The sequence below is a fragment of the Alkalibacillus flavidus genome (genome assembly GCF_040545925.1).
In the GTDB taxonomy this organism is placed as follows: Bacteria; Bacillota; Bacilli; order Bacillales; family Alkalibacillaceae; genus Alkalibacillus; species Alkalibacillus flavidus.
This window is the reverse complement of sequence record NZ_JBEPMX010000002.1, coordinates 243,939-260,456: the sequence shown is the minus strand read 5'-3', so window position 1 is coordinate 260,456 and position 16,518 is coordinate 243,939. Positions and strand designations below refer to the sequence as shown.

The 16,518-nt window shown below is 38.7% G+C and carries 17 protein-coding genes; 12 read left to right on the top strand and 5 right to left on the bottom strand.

The genetic code is table 11. The annotated features are described in order from the left end of the window. Nucleotides 1-15 precede the first annotated feature (15 nt). From ABID56_RS03835 to murC, 5 genes are all read left to right on the top strand, one after another. Nucleotides 16-1,038 carry a PTS sugar transporter subunit IIC gene (locus tag ABID56_RS03835; protein WP_354219294.1) on the top strand — a complete coding sequence of 341 codons (1,023 nt, stop codon included), beginning with the start codon at nt 16-18 and terminating at the stop codon, nt 1,036-1,038. A gap of 74 nt (nt 1,039-1,112) precedes the next feature. Then, nucleotides 1,113-1,925, top strand: a complete 813-nt coding sequence (locus tag ABID56_RS03830) for a DUF1444 domain-containing protein (RefSeq protein WP_354219293.1) — start codon at nt 1,113-1,115, stop codon at nt 1,923-1,925. A gap of 5 nt (nt 1,926-1,930) precedes the next feature. Then, nucleotides 1,931-2,551, top strand: coding sequence for a YtpR family tRNA-binding protein (ytpR, locus tag ABID56_RS03825; RefSeq protein ID WP_354219292.1), 621 nt, complete (start codon nt 1,931-1,933; stop codon nt 2,549-2,551). Nucleotides 2,552-2,589: 38 nt separating this feature from the next. Then, nucleotides 2,590-3,699, top strand: a complete 1,110-nt coding sequence (locus ABID56_RS03820; protein ID WP_354219291.1) for a nicotinate phosphoribosyltransferase — start codon at nt 2,590-2,592, stop codon at nt 3,697-3,699. 264 nt (nt 3,700-3,963) lie between these two features. Continuing rightward, a complete protein-coding gene (murC, locus tag ABID56_RS03815) occupies nt 3,964-5,259 on the top strand; it encodes a UDP-N-acetylmuramate--L-alanine ligase (RefSeq protein ID WP_354219290.1) in 1,296 nt (431 codons plus the stop codon). Nucleotides 5,260-5,300: 41 nt separating this feature from the next. On the opposite strand, the gene ABID56_RS03810 is transcribed toward murC, so the two are convergent. Then, nucleotides 5,301-6,416, bottom strand: coding sequence for an aminopeptidase (locus tag ABID56_RS03810; protein WP_354219289.1), 1,116 nt, complete (start codon nt 6,414-6,416; stop codon nt 5,301-5,303). Nucleotides 6,417-6,553: 137 nt separating this feature from the next. Here ABID56_RS03810 and ABID56_RS03805 point away from each other — a divergent pair, with 137 nt between their 5' ends. From ABID56_RS03805 to ytxJ, 3 genes are all read left to right on the top strand, one after another. Then, nucleotides 6,554-6,973 carry a DUF948 domain-containing protein gene (locus tag ABID56_RS03805; protein ID WP_354219288.1) on the top strand — a complete coding sequence of 140 codons (420 nt, stop codon included), beginning with the start codon at nt 6,554-6,556 and terminating at the stop codon, nt 6,971-6,973. A gap of 22 nt (nt 6,974-6,995) precedes the next feature. Next, a complete protein-coding gene (locus ABID56_RS03800) occupies nt 6,996-7,394 on the top strand; it encodes a YtxH domain-containing protein (protein WP_354219287.1) in 399 nt (132 codons plus the stop codon). 89 nt (nt 7,395-7,483) lie between these two features. Further along, a complete protein-coding gene (ytxJ, locus tag ABID56_RS03795) occupies nt 7,484-7,807 on the top strand; it encodes a bacillithiol system redox-active protein YtxJ (protein ID WP_354219286.1) in 324 nt (107 codons plus the stop codon). 76 nt (nt 7,808-7,883) lie between these two features. Here the strand turns inward: ytxJ and mntR are convergent, their stop codons facing one another. Both mntR and ABID56_RS03785 read right to left on the bottom strand, forming a co-directional pair. Further along, a complete protein-coding gene (mntR, locus tag ABID56_RS03790) occupies nt 7,884-8,309 on the bottom strand; it encodes a transcriptional regulator MntR (protein ID WP_354219285.1) in 426 nt (141 codons plus the stop codon). A gap of 110 nt (nt 8,310-8,419) precedes the next feature. Then, on the bottom strand, nt 8,420-10,579 hold the full coding sequence (locus tag ABID56_RS03785; protein ID WP_354219284.1) for a cell division protein FtsA: 2,160 nt from the start codon (nt 10,577-10,579) through the stop codon (nt 8,420-8,422). A 190-nt stretch (nt 10,580-10,769) separates the two neighbouring features. On the opposite strand from ABID56_RS03785, the gene ABID56_RS03780 reads away from it, so the two are divergent. The 4 genes from ABID56_RS03780 (at nt 10,770) to motS (ending at nt 14,644) form a co-directional block, all read left to right on the top strand. Continuing rightward, on the top strand, nt 10,770-11,846 hold the full coding sequence (locus ABID56_RS03780; RefSeq protein WP_377946500.1) for a bifunctional 3-deoxy-7-phosphoheptulonate synthase/chorismate mutase: 1,077 nt from the start codon (nt 10,770-10,772) through the stop codon (nt 11,844-11,846). Nucleotides 11,847-12,003: 157 nt separating this feature from the next. Beyond that, a complete protein-coding gene (gene ccpA, locus ABID56_RS03775; RefSeq protein ID WP_354219282.1) occupies nt 12,004-13,005 on the top strand; it encodes a catabolite control protein A in 1,002 nt (333 codons plus the stop codon). Between the two features lie 51 nt (nt 13,006-13,056). After that, nucleotides 13,057-13,863, top strand: a complete 807-nt coding sequence (gene motP, locus ABID56_RS03770) for a flagellar motor protein MotP (protein WP_354219281.1) — start codon at nt 13,057-13,059, stop codon at nt 13,861-13,863. Between the two features lies 1 nt (nt 13,864). Beyond that, the gene (gene motS / locus ABID56_RS03765) at nt 13,865-14,644 is read left to right on the top strand and encodes a flagellar motor protein MotS (protein WP_354219280.1); all 780 of its coding nucleotides are present in this window, start codon (nt 13,865-13,867) and stop codon (nt 14,642-14,644) included. Between the two features lie 51 nt (nt 14,645-14,695). Here the strand turns inward: motS and ABID56_RS03760 are convergent, their stop codons facing one another. Beyond that, on the bottom strand, nt 14,696-15,868 hold the full coding sequence (locus ABID56_RS03760) for an acetoin utilization protein AcuC (RefSeq protein ID WP_354219279.1): 1,173 nt from the start codon (nt 15,866-15,868) through the stop codon (nt 14,696-14,698). Then, entirely contained in the window at nt 15,865-16,512 is a 648-nt protein-coding gene (locus ABID56_RS03755; protein ID WP_354219278.1) for an acetoin utilization AcuB family protein, read from the bottom strand. Before ABID56_RS03755 ends, ABID56_RS03760 begins: the two co-directional genes overlap by 4 nt. Nucleotides 16,513-16,518 lie beyond the last annotated feature (6 nt).

The following is a 16,518-nucleotide window of genomic DNA, read 5'->3' as shown; positions in this document are numbered from 1 at the left end:
TGGAGGTCGTGACCAGTGAAAGCATTCTTGCATCGTAAAGGTGTCTACCCATCTTTTCAACAATATATTTTAACGTCATTGAGTTATATGGCGTTAGGACTGTTTGCATCACTAATCATTGGAACGATTATTCAAACGTTGGGAAACGAGGTCCCGTTTTTACCCCAAGCGTTTGTTGATGTTGGCGCTTTTGCTATACAGCCGATCATTTATGGTGGTGCGATTGGCGTGGCGATTGCTCATGGTTTAAAGGCACCACCACTCGTTTTATACAGTGCGTTATTTGCCGGAAGTTATGCTGCTGAGATTGGTGGTGGCCCAGCTGGTAGTTTTTTAGCTGCCTTAATCGCTGTTGAGATCGGGAAATTAGTGAGTAAAGAAACGAAGCTTGATATTGTTATAACGCCACTCGTGACGATTTTAGTTGGCTTTTTAGTTGCATCTTCTGTAGGACCGCCGATAGCGTCACTATTAGAAGGATTTGGTTCAATCATTAATTGGGCGACTGACTTAAGACCGTTTTTAATGGGAATGATTGTAGCGGCATTAATGGGCTTGGCGTTAACCGCGCCTATTTCGAGTGTTGCGATAGCGGTTATGCTTGATCTTCAAGGGTTAGCAGCTGGTGCAGCTACTGTAGGCTGTGCTGCACAAATGGTTGGTTTTGCAGCGAGTAGTTTCCGCGAAAATGGTTTCGGTGGACTCGTATCGCAAGGCATTGGAACGTCCATGTTACAAATCGCCAATATCGTGAAGAAACCAATTATCGTCGTACCGCCCACTGTGGCAGGCATGTTACTAGCTCCAGTCGCGACTGTTTGGTTACAATTAGAAAATAATGCGATTGGCGCTGGAATGGGGACGAGTGGATTAGTTGGTCCAATTATGTTAGTTGAAACGATGGGATCACAGCCTGTCGTATGGTGGTCAATCGTCTTACTACTCATTTTGTTACCTGCTATGATTAGTTTAATCTTATCTGAATGGTTCCGAAAGAAAGGACTTATTCAAGATGGTGACATGAAATTGGATGCATAAACCCCGTAACTTTTCTAACCATTCATGTCATGATAAAATAAAATTTAATGCGTTTTATGACGGGGTGAAGAACAATGAAAATGACAAGTATTAAAATGAAAAAAATGTTAGAACAACGGTTCGAACATAATGAATGGAAAACAACATTTAATAAAGATGAAGATACATTTCGTATAGAGTGGAAGCATAGTGGACAAGGTGTCACCATTTCACTTCCAGGTGTCATCTCTAAGTGGGAAAATCGAGGCGATCAAGCGGTCGATGAGCTTGTTTCCCACATTAGTGAAGCACTTCACATTATGAATGAAGAGCAAACACTAGAAGGTAAAGAAAATCAGATTTTCCCAGTGATTCGCGCGGGCTCGTTCGCAACGGAATCTAACGAGGGTGTTCCACTCATCTACACCGATCATACAGCTGAAACACGGATTTATTATGCGATTGATTTAGGACAGTCTTATCGTTTAATCGATCAACAAATGATGGAAAAAGAAAACTGGACGAAGCAACGAATTCATGAAGTGGCGATGTTTAATATCCGTCGTTTACCGACAGATATGAAGTCAGATGAGGTTGCAGGCAACACGTTTTACTTTTTATCAACAAATGATGGGTATGATGCAAGCCGCATTTTAAATGAAGCTTTAATCGAAGAAATGCGTGCAACCACTGAAGGTGAATTAGCGATAGGTGTACCACATCAAGATGTATTAATTATTGCTGATATTCATAACAAAGTCGGTTACGATGTCCTAGCACAAATGATGATGCAATTTTTTGCCGAAGGACGTATTCCTATTACGTCGTTACCGTTCTTATATGAAAATAATGCGTTAGAGCCAATCTTCATTTTAGCTCAAAAAAAACCAGAAAATGATAAGGAGTAGAGATCATGCAAGTTGTTTATAACCGTGAAGGTATAGGAGATGTATTGCTTTTAACACTCCATCAAACAGATGAGAAAACAACAGTCGAACAATATGGAGATGTGACACGTATTGCCAAGGCTGACACAAATGAAGCGGTCGCATATAACATTTTTAATGCGTCGGCATATTTAGATGTTAATCATTATGAATTACTCAATATCGATGAAGAGTTTGTTAAACAAGTAGACTCGATTTTTAAACAAAATGATTTGAATGAATCGTTACATGTTGATGTCTCGCCGAAATTTGTCGTTGGTCAAATCGATCAGCTTGATTCACACGAAGATTCGAGTAAGTTAAGTGTTTGCCATGTTAATGTTGGTGATGAGCAGTTGCAAATTGTATGTGGTGCACCTAACGTTGCAGAAGGACAAAAAGTCGTCGTGGCAAAAGTTGGTGCCATCATGCCAAGTGGTTTGGAGATTAAAGATTCAGAACTTAGAGGCGTGTCATCAACAGGCATGATCTGTGCTGCAAGAGAATTAAATCTTCCAAATGCACCCCAAGAAAAAGGGATTTTAGTTTTAGACGATCAAGAAACAGTTGGTGAGCCGTTCGCGTTAAGTATGTATCGTTCCGGATAAGTTCGGTCATTAAATATGAAGTGGATGAGGGGTCAGCGATGAAAGAATTTGAACTGAAACGACAGGGTAAAATCAAACGTTTAACCAATAGAACGTTTAAATTTGATGAACGGATAAAAGATGGTTGGTTTTCAGCTGTTTATTTTTTGAAAACGAAAAAGATTGTCGAAGAGCACTTAAGCGATAATATCGTGACGATGCAATTTTTCCAAAAAAACAATGCTGTTTTATGTGGCGTTGATGAAGCGATTGCGTTATTACATACGTTTGCTGATTATCCCGAATCTCTAGACATATATGCATTAGAAGATGGTGATAAGATTAACCCGTATGAATCTGTGTTAACAGTGACGGGGCGCTATCAAGACTTTGGTTATTTAGAGGGCATTATCGATGGTGTTCTCGGTCGACGTTCATCCGTTGCAACAAATGTTTATGAAGTTGTTAATGCAGCAGGATCTGCGGGAATTCAAAAACCGATTATCTTCATGGGAGATCGTGATGATCATTATACGCAACAGTCAGGTGATGGTTATGCCGCTTACATCGGAGGTTCAACGGCTCAAGCAACGCATGCTATGAACGAATGGTGGGGTAAAGAAGGTATGGGCACGATGCCACACGCCCTCATTCAAATGTATAATGGAGATATCGTGAAGGCAACTAAGGCGTATCAATACACTTTTCCAGATGATGAATTACTCGCTCTTGTCGATTATAATAACGACGTCATCACTGATTCGTTAAAAGTCGCACGCGAATTTGGAGATGAATTAAAAGGTGTCCGCCTCGATACGTCAAAAAATATGGTGGATAAGTATTTTTTCCGTAACCAACATTTGATGGGTTCCTTTGACCCGCGTGGGGTTAATCCAGAGCTGATCTTCGCTTTACGAAAGGCGTTGGATGATGAAGGGTTTGACCATGTAAAAATTGTTGCTAGTGGTGGTTTTACTGAAGAAAAAATACGTTTCTTTGAGTCTAAACATGTCCCTGTAGATATGTATGGCGTTGGAAGTAGTTTGTTAAAGATGAAGATCGGTTTCACCGGTGATAACGTGTTATTAAACGACCGACACGAAGCCAAACAAGGTCGCAAATATATGCCTAACCCTCGTCTTCAAAAAGTGGATTACCAAGACGGTTGATTGTCATAAATCAACCGCTTTTCTTTTCGGTTAAAAGGATAATAGTTTAAGTGTCTAAAAGGATATAAGCTTTAACTAGCCAATTATCTATACATTTGATAAGGTTTAATCAGTGTTATAATGTCCATACTAATCGAAAAGAAGCATTTTTGTTGGATTAGCGGATTATGGTAGACGTATGATGTCATTCTGCTATAATAAAAAAAGCAATTTTTGACTGACGTCATATAGTATTACAGAATGAAGTATACGGGGGTTCGATTCATGTCGACTTACCATTTTATAGGTATCAAAGGAACCGGGATGAGTGCTTTAGCACAGATATTGCATGATTCAGGTGAAGTTGTGCAAGGTTCAGATATTGATAAAACATTTTTCACAGAAGAAATCTTACGCGAAAAAAATATAACGATCTTACCATTTGATGCTCAAAATATTCAAAACGACCATATTGTGATTGCAGGTAATGCATTTGGTGATGACCATGATGAAATTCAGCAAGCTAAAGCAATGAATGTTCCTTTTTACCGTTACCATGAATTTTTAGGTCAATACGTCCAACAATACACGAGTATCGCTGTGACAGGTGCACACGGTAAAACTTCAACGACAGGTTTACTCGCTCATACTCTTAGTGAACATGTCCCGACGTCATATTTGATTGGTGATGGAACAGGTATAGGACGTGAAGATAGTGAATATTTTGTATTTGAAGCGTGCGAATATCGTCGCCACTTTTTAGCCTACGAGCCTGATTATGCGATCATGACGAATATCGATTTTGATCATCCAGATTATTTTACTGATCTTAATGATGTATTCGATGCGTTTCAACATATGGCCATGAATGTCAAACGAGGCATTATTGCATGCGGTGATGATGAGAATTTACAAGCAATTCATGCTCAAGTGCCGATTGTTTATTATGGGTTGCAACCAGAAAACGATTTCCAAGCTGCTAACATTGTAGAGACAGATAAGGGAACGACATTTGAAGTCTATGTACGCGGTATGTATTATGACACATTTGATATCCCAACATACGGCAATCATAGCGTGTTAAATGCATTAAGTGTGATTGCGTTATGTGATTATGAAAACTTCTCATCAGATAAAATCAAATCGATTTATTCATTTACGGGTGTGAAGCGTCGTTTTACGGAAACAAAGTGGAAAGATGGGCAAGTGTTAATTGATGATTATGCTCATCACCCGATTGAGATTGATGCAACGATCGATTCAGCACGCAAAAAATATCCAAATAAAGATGTTGTTGCGGTATTTCAACCTCATACGTATTCACGAACAGCAGAGTTTTTAGATGAATTTGCGGATAGTTTATCGAAGGCAGACCATGTCTATTTATGTGATATTTTTGGTTCTGCACGTGAAGCAAATGGTCAATTAACGATTGACGATTTAAAAACAAAAGTAGGCGGTGCCTCATTTATGAAAGAGGATGAAACGGATTTACTATTAGAACACGATAATAGTGTTATTTTATTTATGGGTGCCGGCGACATACAAAAATATGAAGAAGCGTTTAAAGCGTTAGCTTAATTTAAAATAGCCACTCGATCTATGTGACCGAGTGGCTATTTTTATGCTTTCAATTGATCTGCATTAAGTGCTTCAAGTTCAGGAACGACGAAACGGCCATCTTTACGAACAAGAACGCCGTCGAAGTACATCTCACCACCGCCGTAATCTGCACGCTGAATATTCACCATATCCCAATGAATGGATGAATCATTGCCGTTATAGGCGTCATCATATGCTTGACCAGGCGTGAAGTGGAAACTACCGTCTATCTTTTCATCAAACAAGATATCTTTCATCGGGTGCTGGATATAAGGGTTAATACCAATCGCAAACTCCCCGATATAACGCGCACCTTCGTCCGTATCAAACACTTGCTTGATTCGTTCGCTATCATTTGCTTGAGCATCAATAATTTGTCCATTTTCAAATGTTAAGGACACATTTTCGTATGTGAACCCTTGGTAAGGTGATGGTGTATTGTACGTTAATTGACCATTGACTGAATCACGCACAGGGGCGGTGTAGACTTCACCATCAGGGATGTTTTTCTCGCCAGCACATTTAATCACAGGAATATCTTTGATAGAGAAAGTTAAGTCAGTGCCAGGTCCTTTGATATGCACTTGATCTGTCTCTTCCATTTTCTTAACGAGTGCATCCATTGCGCGGTTCATCTTAGCATAATCAAGTGTACACACATTGAAATAAAAATCTTCAAAAGCTTCCGTACTCATTTCAGCTAATTGTGCCATTGATTCGTTTGGATAACGTAACACACACCACTTTGTTTTCGGTACGCGAATGTGGCGATGAACATTCATGACCGTTTGACCATACAACTGGTTTTTATCACTTGGTACATCAGCCAATTCATTAATGTTATCACCAGAACGAATGGCAATGTAAGCGTCCATATCATTCATCACGGTTGATTCATAATGCTCCCATGCTTTAAGCTGGGTTTCGTTAGCTCCTTTTAAGAGCGATCGCATCACTTTTTGATCTTTCAATTCAACAAATGGATGGCCGCCAGCTTCATAGGCTTTTTCAACGACAGCTGACACGAGTTCTTGTTGCAACCCCGTATTTTCAATTAATAATTTTTCGTCCGTTTGTAATTTAACAGAATAGTTAACGAGTAAATCGGCTAGTTTATTGATTCTTGGATCACGCATGATGAAGCCTCCTATTTCGATGTAAGATGGTCTCAGTTTAATATATTCGAATAAAAAAATAAAGCATTTAGATGTTTGACAATTTCGTTGTTCGGGTATAGATTGAGTATAATACATTTAGAAAGGAGATGGACTAATTGAACCTGTTACATATTGCAGCTTTAATTGCAGCTGTGGCATTTGCTATTGGATTTATTGTTTTAGTTGTTTACGTGTCAAAAACGTTGAAATCTGTGACGAGAACATTGGATAACGTTGCGACAACAGTCGAAGGTTTAGAAGGACAACTTCAAGGTGTGACGAAAGAGACGGAATTATTATTAAATAAAACGAATCATTTAGCTGAAGATATTTCTGGAAAAACAGAAAAAGTTAATATTCTATTTGATGGAATTAAAGGAATAGGATATACTGTAAATCAATTCAATGAGTCATTACAGAAATTATCTGATGAATTAGAGGATCAAGCAAATGAACATGCAGCTCAAACATCTCAGACGATTAAGTGGGGAGAAGCAGCGATTCATTTGTGGAAAAAATATAAAGAAAAACAGTAACACACTAAGAGGAGGATAACGTATGACAGAACAAAAACAAAACACAGAAGAAAACATTAATAGCAAGGACTTTATGATTGGTACATTATTAGGTGGAATTGTAGGAGCGTCAGTTGCTCTATTATTCGCACCGAAAACAGGTAAAGAGTTCCGTGAAGACATCAATACAGGTGCTCAACAAGTAAGAGAACGTGCTGATGAGTGGAAAGACGTTGCTTACGAAAAAAGTAATGAATTGTCTCAACGTGTTAAAGAAACAAAAGGTCAACTTCAAGATAAAGTAGCTGATTTAAGACAACAAGCACAAAATGGGAACGGTGAAGACGTAGCTCAAGATATTGCTGATGCCATTGAAGAAGCGACTGAAGAACTTGAACGTCAGGAAGCGAATGAGTTGTACGAGCGTTCTCAACAATATTAATTGAATGTGTTATCTCAAAAGCTGTTAGTTGACATGACTAACAGCTTTTTTTATGTTTAATTATAGCGTTTATAATAAGGAGTGATCATATGACAGTAAAACAACTATCAGCTGAAGAAGAGTTAAATCAGTTGTTGAGTGAGGACGAAGCTATTTTGTTAAAACATAGTTTAACATGTCCAATCAGTGCTCAGGCAAAAGGACATGTTGAAGCATTTGCAAATAAGCATGATGTACCGACTTATGTGATTCATATTCAAGAAAACCGTGATCTGTCGAATGAAGTTTCAAACCAAGTCGGCATTAAACACGAATCACCTCAAGTCCTTTACTTGAAACAGGGTGATGTTCAATATCATGCATCACATTTTGATATAACAGAAGAGCAGCTTAATAACGTCGTGACTTCATAAAAAACATACTAAAAATAGTGGGTAATGTCATCGATGGGTGACATTATCCACTATTTTTCTTTCTCAGGCTCTTCGTTTATTCTTTATTGTTATTCCGAGATTGAATGGCTTCTAATTGTTTTAAGCGATCGGGGTCTTCTTGAAAATATTCAACAAGGTCACCTATTCTGAAAATGCTATCCCAACTTAAATGGTGCTCAATCCCCTCGACTTCTTCGTAAACATTGCTTTCTTCAACCCCAATTAATTCGAGAAATTGTTCAAGTAATTCATGGCGATAAACGAGTCGCTTGCCAATTTTGTTCCCCTTATCAGTCAGTACTAACCCACGATATTTTTCGTAATGAAGATAATCCTTTTCATCAAGTTTTTTGACCATTTTGGTTACTGATGACGGGTGGACAGAGAGTCGTTCCGCTATATCAGAAGCGCGTGCGTATCCTTTTTGATCAATGAGTAAATAAATTTGTTCAATATAATCTTCCATACTTGGAGTTGGCATGATGAACCTCCGTCATTATTACGTGATTAATATCTATTTTAGCAAACTAAACCCGATTGCAAAAGGGCTATCGTCAATTGCAATCGGGTATATCAATCAATAAAGATACATTATGATGATTCTTGATCAAAAACATTGAACCACTCAATGCTTAATTGATCACCATCTTGAATCGGTTCAGAGAATCCAACATCATTCCCGTTACGGTAAAGTTTAAACTGTTTACCTTTCATATCTGATAAATCGAGATCAATCAGTCGAAACAAATCTTGGAATATGAATGATTGCTGACTTGATTGTTCTATATGAATGATATCATCTGGATAGACTAGCTCGTTTTCATGAATCGGCTGTCCGTTACGTGTCATATAGTTTGATTCAGTACCTAATTCAATGGGACGATTGTGATAAAAGACTGTCACGGTTGCATGTTTCTGAATTTCAAGTTGGTCTATTAATGCTTTCAAAGTGAAAGATTGCATGTATTCATACGATATAGAATCATGATCATGTACGTGATCATCTAAATGGGCAAGACGATCATTTTGCTTAATTTTTAATTGTTGTGGTGCGACTTGTATGGTTTGTCCGTTGACCTGTACTTCGAATGGTTTTGTTGCATCGTTCAAGTCAATAGTCTCTTCTTTTAATAATACATCTTGAATGGTCTGAGCTGAATGCCATTGTATGTCATCACCATCGCTAAGACGGTCTGTTAGTCGAGCAAGACGATCATTTTGCTTTAATTTTGCTGGTAAATTGATGTCGTGACCATTTAGTTGTACCGTTTTATTGTCAATTGGGCCTGTTAAAGCTTCAATCGTATAATCTGGTGTCTCACCATTTTCTCCAGGGATGACATCGATCACATCACCATGTTTAATAGAATCTTTTAGTGACGCTAATTGTCCATTAATATAAATGGACGGAGCTTTGCCGTAAGTGCCTGGCAGTGTGACTGGCTTACCGTTAAATGTTACAAACAGCCCCATTCCAGGCTTGCCGTATAGTTTTTTGACCTCCACACCAGCCGCTAACAGACAGTCACCAATGGTTAACTGTTTAACGTCGAATAAGCGAACCAAACGATTGTTGACGGTGACACTAATGTAATGGACAGGGCTTTGTTTAGCCGCAATCGCAATACCAATTGGGGTCACAAATTCTGGGCTATGCGGTAAGTGTTCGTGCCCTGTTAAGTTCTTAATCGCGTCGATATCTCGAACAGCTACACGGTTAGTCGGTAGTTGCAGTTGATTAGCTATATAACTAGATAAGTGTGGTGTTAAACTACCACCTCCAACTAGCATAACCGCTTGAGGTGTTTCTTGGTTTAACGCCATAATTTGATTACAAATCGCTTGAGATAAACCGTTAATGGTGTCATGTAGTTGATGGACAACATCTTTAACGGTGACTTCTGTTGTAAAACCTAATATGTCTTCAACTTCCATAACGTCTTGTTCGATCAACTGACGTTTAGCTTGTTCAGCTTGATGAAAATCGAGTAAATACGCCTGGCTGATCGCTTCAGTAATCTCGTCGCCAGCTTTCGGTACCATTCCGTATGCGACGACGGTGCCGTCTTTTGTTATGGCAATATCACTCGTGCCAGCCCCTATATCAACTAAAGCGACATTTAATTTGCGCATCGATTGTGGAATTAACACTTGAATCGCTGCAATGGGTTCCAATGTTAAGGCTTCCATTTCTAAGTTAGCTCGTTGCAGTGCTGCTAATAAGGATTCGACGACAACTTTCGGTAAAAAGGTTGCGATAATATCAACCGTTGCTTCATCACCTTGTTGGTCAATTAACGAACCAATATCTTGGTCATCCAAATAGTAATGAGTCACAGAGTAACCGACACAATAATATTGTGTGCTTGTCGCTTCTTTAGCATGTTGTTCCGCTAATTGGTATTGAGCTTGTTGGACAGCTGACAGCTCGAGGTGAAAGACATCTTCAGTTGACATTAATGGCTGTTCACCGATGTTAACCGTGACTTGACTTTGCTGTGTTTTTAGCGCACGACCAGCTGCAGCCACACAAACGTGCGTTAATGGACCGTGTTTTTGTTCCAATTCCTGTTTAACGTCTTGAATCACTTCAGATACGGCCATCACATTATGTATTTGACCATCAACCATCGATCGTTCTTTATGTTCTTTTGAAATCATATCAATGACGTTATAAATGTCGCCATCTTTTTCTAAAATAACGCCGACGACGCTACGCGTTCCAATGTCTAATGCGAACAATTGACTCATTTCAGTCACCTCATTTTTATGTTCAAATACGTTTTTGAATTTTCTCGAAATGACAATCGACTAATAATGACAAGAAAGCCATGGTTCGATATAATGTGACTATATATTGGAGAATATTATATCAATCATTATTAAGGATAATGTACCATAAAAACGGGATGATATAAACTAATGCTGGAGGATGGGTCAAATGAATAATCAACTAGATAATTTACGTGATGAACTCGATGACGTTAATATAAAATTATTAGAATTAATTAATGAAAGAGGTCGCCTAGTTAAGGAACTTGGTGATATTAAAAAGGCGCAAGGAATGAAAGCGTATGATCCAGAACGCGAGCGTGACATGTTAAATCATATCATTGATCAACATGAAGGGCCTTTTGAATACGCTACAATCGAGCACATATTTAAACAAATATTTAAGGCTGCAAAAGAATTACAAGAAGAAGATTACCATAAAACATTACTCGTGTCGCGAGAGAAAAAGCCGAATGACACGATTGTTTCCATCGGCGATGTACATGTTGGTAATAGTGAAACCCAGTTTGTGATGGGCCCGTGTTCCGTGGAATCATATGAACAAGTCGATCAAGTTGCTCAATCTGTTAAAAATCAAGGGGTTAACTTATTAAGGGGTGGCGCTTTTAAGCCACGTACCTCACCGTATGATTTTCAAGGATTAGGTGAAGAAGGCTTGAAAATCTTGCGCGATGTTGGTGATAAACACGGATTAAAGGTCGTCAGTGAGATTACTCACCCACAAGATATTGCATTGGGAGAGCATTATTTGGACATGATCCAAATCGGGGCTCGAAATATGCAAAATTTCGACTTATTAAAAGAAGCCGGAAAGGTCGATGTCCCGATTATTTTAAAACGGGGGATGGCAGCGACCATTAATGAGTTTTTAAATGCAGCAGAATATATTGTCTCACAAGGAAATGCCAATATTATTTTATGTGAACGTGGTATTCGTACTTACGAGACAGCAACGCGCAATACGTTAGATATCACGGCCGTACCCGTGTTGAAGCGAGAAACCCACTTACCAGTCATGGTCGATGTCACTCATTCTACAGGAAGACGAGATTTATTACTTCCTGCAGCCAAAGCATCATTAGCCATTGGAGCTGACGGCGTGATGGCAGAAGTTCACCCAGATCCAGCAGTAGCCCTATCAGATTCTCAACAACAGATGGATATCCCGACCTTTGAATCGTTTATACAACAGCTGAAACAACCAAATGTTTTGGCACATGACTAAATTGCAAAATCTTTCGTATGTTGTTGCGATAAAGTGTTTTTTGTCTTATGCTTAAAATTATTATTGATGGCATTTTTATAAAGATTTAATTTCTTAACTTTATATAGTTGTTTAGTCATAAGACAGAAGAGAATAGTTTAGTAAGGAGTCGTTGACAATGGGTGTAACTATTTATGATGTAGCTAAAGAAGCCAACGTTTCCATGGCGACAGTATCACGTGTCATTAACGGGAACACAAATGTAAAACCAGCCACACGTCAAAAAGTATTGACAGCTATTGACGAATTAGGGTTTAGACCAAATGCGGTTGCAAGGGGATTAGCCAGCCGAAAAACAACATCAGTCGGTGTCATTATTCCAGACATTTCAAATTTATTTTTTGCTGAGTTAGCACGAGGGATAGAAGATATCGCCTCAATGTACAAATATCATATTATTTTAAGCAGTTCCGACCAACAAAAGACGAAAGAACTCGACCTCCTCGATAATATGTTAGAAAAACAAGTTGATGGTGTCATTTTTATGGGGTCATCTGTAACGAGTGACCATATTGAAGCGTTTAACCAGGCCAATGTGCCCGTCATTTTAGCTGCTACAGTTGATGACACCGAGCAACTACCATCAGTGAATATCGATTATTACGAAGCGATGAAAGATGCTGTGACTTATTTAAGTGAACAGATGGATCAAGAAGCGGTAGGATTTGTCACATCACCGTTAAATGCAAAAATCAACGACATGAAACGACAAGGCTATGTTGATGCTATCAAAGCGAGTGGCTTAGCATTCAATGAAGACTATATTTATCCAGGCGATGATAGTTATCAATCAGGCCTAGATGCAGCGAATTATTTCTTAAAACAACAACACCCTCCTAAAGCGATTATCACGTCATCTGATGAAATGGCGTTAGGTGTTATCCACGGGGCTCAAGATCATGGTGTGAGTGTCCCAAATGAGTTGAGCGTAATTGGTTTCGACAATACACGCTTAGCCAACATGGTTAGACCAACATTAACGAGTGTTTTACAGCCTATGTATGACATTGGTGCTGTATCGATGCGATTATTAACGAAATTGCTACGTGGAGAGGAAATTGAGCAAGAACAAGTCGTCTTACCTCATCGAATTGTTGAAAGAGACTCAACAAATGCATAATGTTGTCGATAAAATACGTAGATAGGTCTATAGAAATAGGGTGAGAGGAATATGAAAAAAAGCGATATACTGACACCGGTCGGAATTGGACTCGGTGCTACGATGATTTTGCTTGGTATTTATTTTAATGATGGGTTCGGCGGGGTCACATCATTTATCCAAGTAAGTTCCATGATCGTCGTGATTGGTGGTTTATTAGGTGCATTATTTATTAACTTTAACCTAGACGAAATGAAGCTAAGTATTAGAGTGTTTCGCGAATCGTTTCGTGATGATGATTATAATTTAAGAGATCTTATACAGTTATTCATATCATTGTCGGAAAAGGCGCGACGTGAAGGGTTACTAGCATTAGAGAGCGAAGTTGAAGAATTAGATGATGAATTTATTAAAAAAGGCATTTATTTAGCAATTGACGGTATCGAACCAGAAGTTATTAACGATATTATGAATGCTGAAATTGCTGCAACTGAAGAACGACATGGAAAAGGACGTTCAATCGTTGAAAAAGCTGGTGAATATGCGCCGGCTTGGGGAATGATTGGTACATTAATTGGTTTAATCCTTATGTTAAATAAATTAGATAATCCAGGAACACTTGGACCGAGTATGGCTGTAGCCTTGTTAACAACCTTTTATGGTATGGTCCTTGCAAATCTTGTCTTTATACCGATTGCAGGTAAACTTGTTTCACGTACGGAAGAAGAAATTTTCATGAAACAAGTTGTTGTAGAGGGAGTTATCGGCGTACAATCAGGTCAGAATCCGAAAATTTTAGAAGAGAAATTGAGTGCATTTTTACCAGCTGAAGATCTGAATGATAAGAATGAGGAGGAAGACCAAGAAGAGGAGTTGTAATATGAAGCCGAAAAAGAAAAAGCAACCGAAAAGTAGCGCCCCGCTTTGGATGGTTACATATTCAGATATGATGACACTCATATTGGTATTCTTTATCTTATTGTTCTCAATGTCTCAAATTGATGCGACCAAGTTTAACGCTGTTGCGGAATCTTATCGACAAAATGTCATTTTTGATTTTCTCCCTTCTCAAGTAGAAGCAGACAACCCGACTGATTTTGAAGAGAAAAGCGAGACAGATGGGGAGAATGACTCTGAGGACGAATCTGCAACAGAAAATCAAACGGAACAAGCGATAACAGCTGAAGAAGACCAGGAGAATTTACAAGAATTATATGAAGAAATTCAAGCATACTTAGATGAAAACGAATTGAACGATATGATTACAGCCAATCAAACAGACCAAGGTGTTGTCTTAGTGTTACAGGAACGTGTCTTATTCGAAACGGGACAAGCTGAATTGATTGAAGATTTTCAGCCGTTTCTCGACCAGTTGGCGTTGTTACTAAGCAACATGCCGAACAATGTTGAAGTAGAGGGACACACGGATGATCGACCAATTAATACGTATCGTTATCCGTCTAACTGGGAGCTTTCCACAGCTCGTGCCAGTAGTGTGATTCGATATTTTATTAATAGTCAGGATCTAGACCCAACGCGTTTTGAAGCAACAGGATATGCTGAATATAGACCAGTATCAGACAATGATTCAGAAGAAAATCTTCAACGAAACCGTCGTGTTGAAATCATTATACTCGAATTAGATCAAAGCTCATCTTAACGATTGAAAGCCTGATGAATGACTTGTCTGTCATTTATCAGGCTTTTTTCATTACATCATATAATTTGAATTATTTGTTACGGTCTGAAGTAACTTTTGAACAAGTATTTCATTTTTTTCAGTTATTTCATCTTTACGTGGAATGGGTTTGTATAATCCGTCTGGATCATGCCACGTTTCAGGCAACGTGACTGGACTGTCTTGTCGCCAGCGGTCGATCCACTCTTTAGGTAATGCTCCTGAGAAAGCTTGTCCTGTATTGGCCACACTCCATAATTGTGACCAAGCACGAGGTACAACCCGCCATATATCATAGCCGCCACCACCTAACGCAATCCATTTTCCGTTGCAATGCGTGTTCGCAATGGATTGTGCTAGTTTTGGGATTTCCTCATAGATTTTCATCGTACAAGCAAGATGTGATAATGGGTCAAGCACATGGGCATCAGCCCCATTTTGCGTCACAATAATGTCTGGTTGGAAGTAATTTGCGACGTGGGTTAATGTTTGATGATACACGTCTAAAAAAGATTCATCCTCAGTAAAGGCGTCGATTGGAACATTGAAAGACGTTCCATACCCATCATTATGTCCGCGTTCGTTTATATTACCTGTACCAGGAAATAAATAACGACCTGTTTCATGAATCGATAATGTACACACGTTAGGATCGTCATAAAACATCCATTGGACTCCATCACCATGGTGTGCATCTGTGTCGACATACAACACTTTATAGTCATAATGTTCACGGATGTATTGAATGGCTATTGCTGCATCATTATAGATGCAAAATCCTGAAGCTTTTCTTCTAAAACCGTGATGCAACCCGCCCCCAAGATTAACGACCGTGTCATATTGATCGTTCAAGACGTAATCGACTGCTGTTAGCGTGCCACCTACCAATTGACTTGCTGCATGGTGCATGTCAGCAAAAATAGGCGTATCTTCAGTTCCTATGCCATACTCAAATGTTTCTTCTTCTTTAAGTTGACCTTGACTGGCACGTTTTACAGCATCGATATATTTCGGATCATGGACTAAAGCGATTTCATGATCATTTGCAATACGGGGTGTAATGATTTGTTCTGGTTGTATCGCTTGCATTTCTTGTAATAAGTCGTAGGTAAGTTTAACGCGTTGTTGGTCAAATGGGTGACCGTCACCAAAATTATAGTTTTGAAATGTATCTGAGTAAATGAAGCCAGTGCGTTTTGCTGTCATTTTGATAGCCCCGGTATATTAGGCCAAATCACTTCATAGCCATGTTGTTTTAATTGATCAATGAGTGGCATAGGATTCATCGTTTGAATACGTAACACAATAATTTTCTCAGTATAACTATCTTGGTAAGGATACACATACACTGATGAAATGTTCGTGTTACGATCGCTAACAATTTTGGTGACGTCCGGTAATACACCGACTTTATTAGGGACTTTAACTTCAATTTGTGAACTTTGTTCATGTATGCCTGTCAATTGTATGAGTCGATATAATAAATCCTTTTCAGTTACGATACCAACGATTTGATTTCCTTTTGTTACAGGGACACATGCAATTTCATGATCATAAAATATGGATGCGATATCTTCAATAAAATCTAAGGGATGGACGGTGATAACAGGGGACGTCATAATAGATGAAACATCATGTTTTAATATATCTTTGTTTTGGTCATTTTCTAAAATAGATGGCGTTGCGTCTCTTATGTCACGATCTGATAAAATACCAACAACTTGTTGATCATCATCGATGACAGGGATGTGACGGATTTTATGTTCGTTTAATAATACTAGCGCTTCTTCAATTAAATCGTTTGGGCTTAGTGTGACAATCGGTTTTGACATCATTTCTTCTACTAACATCGTATC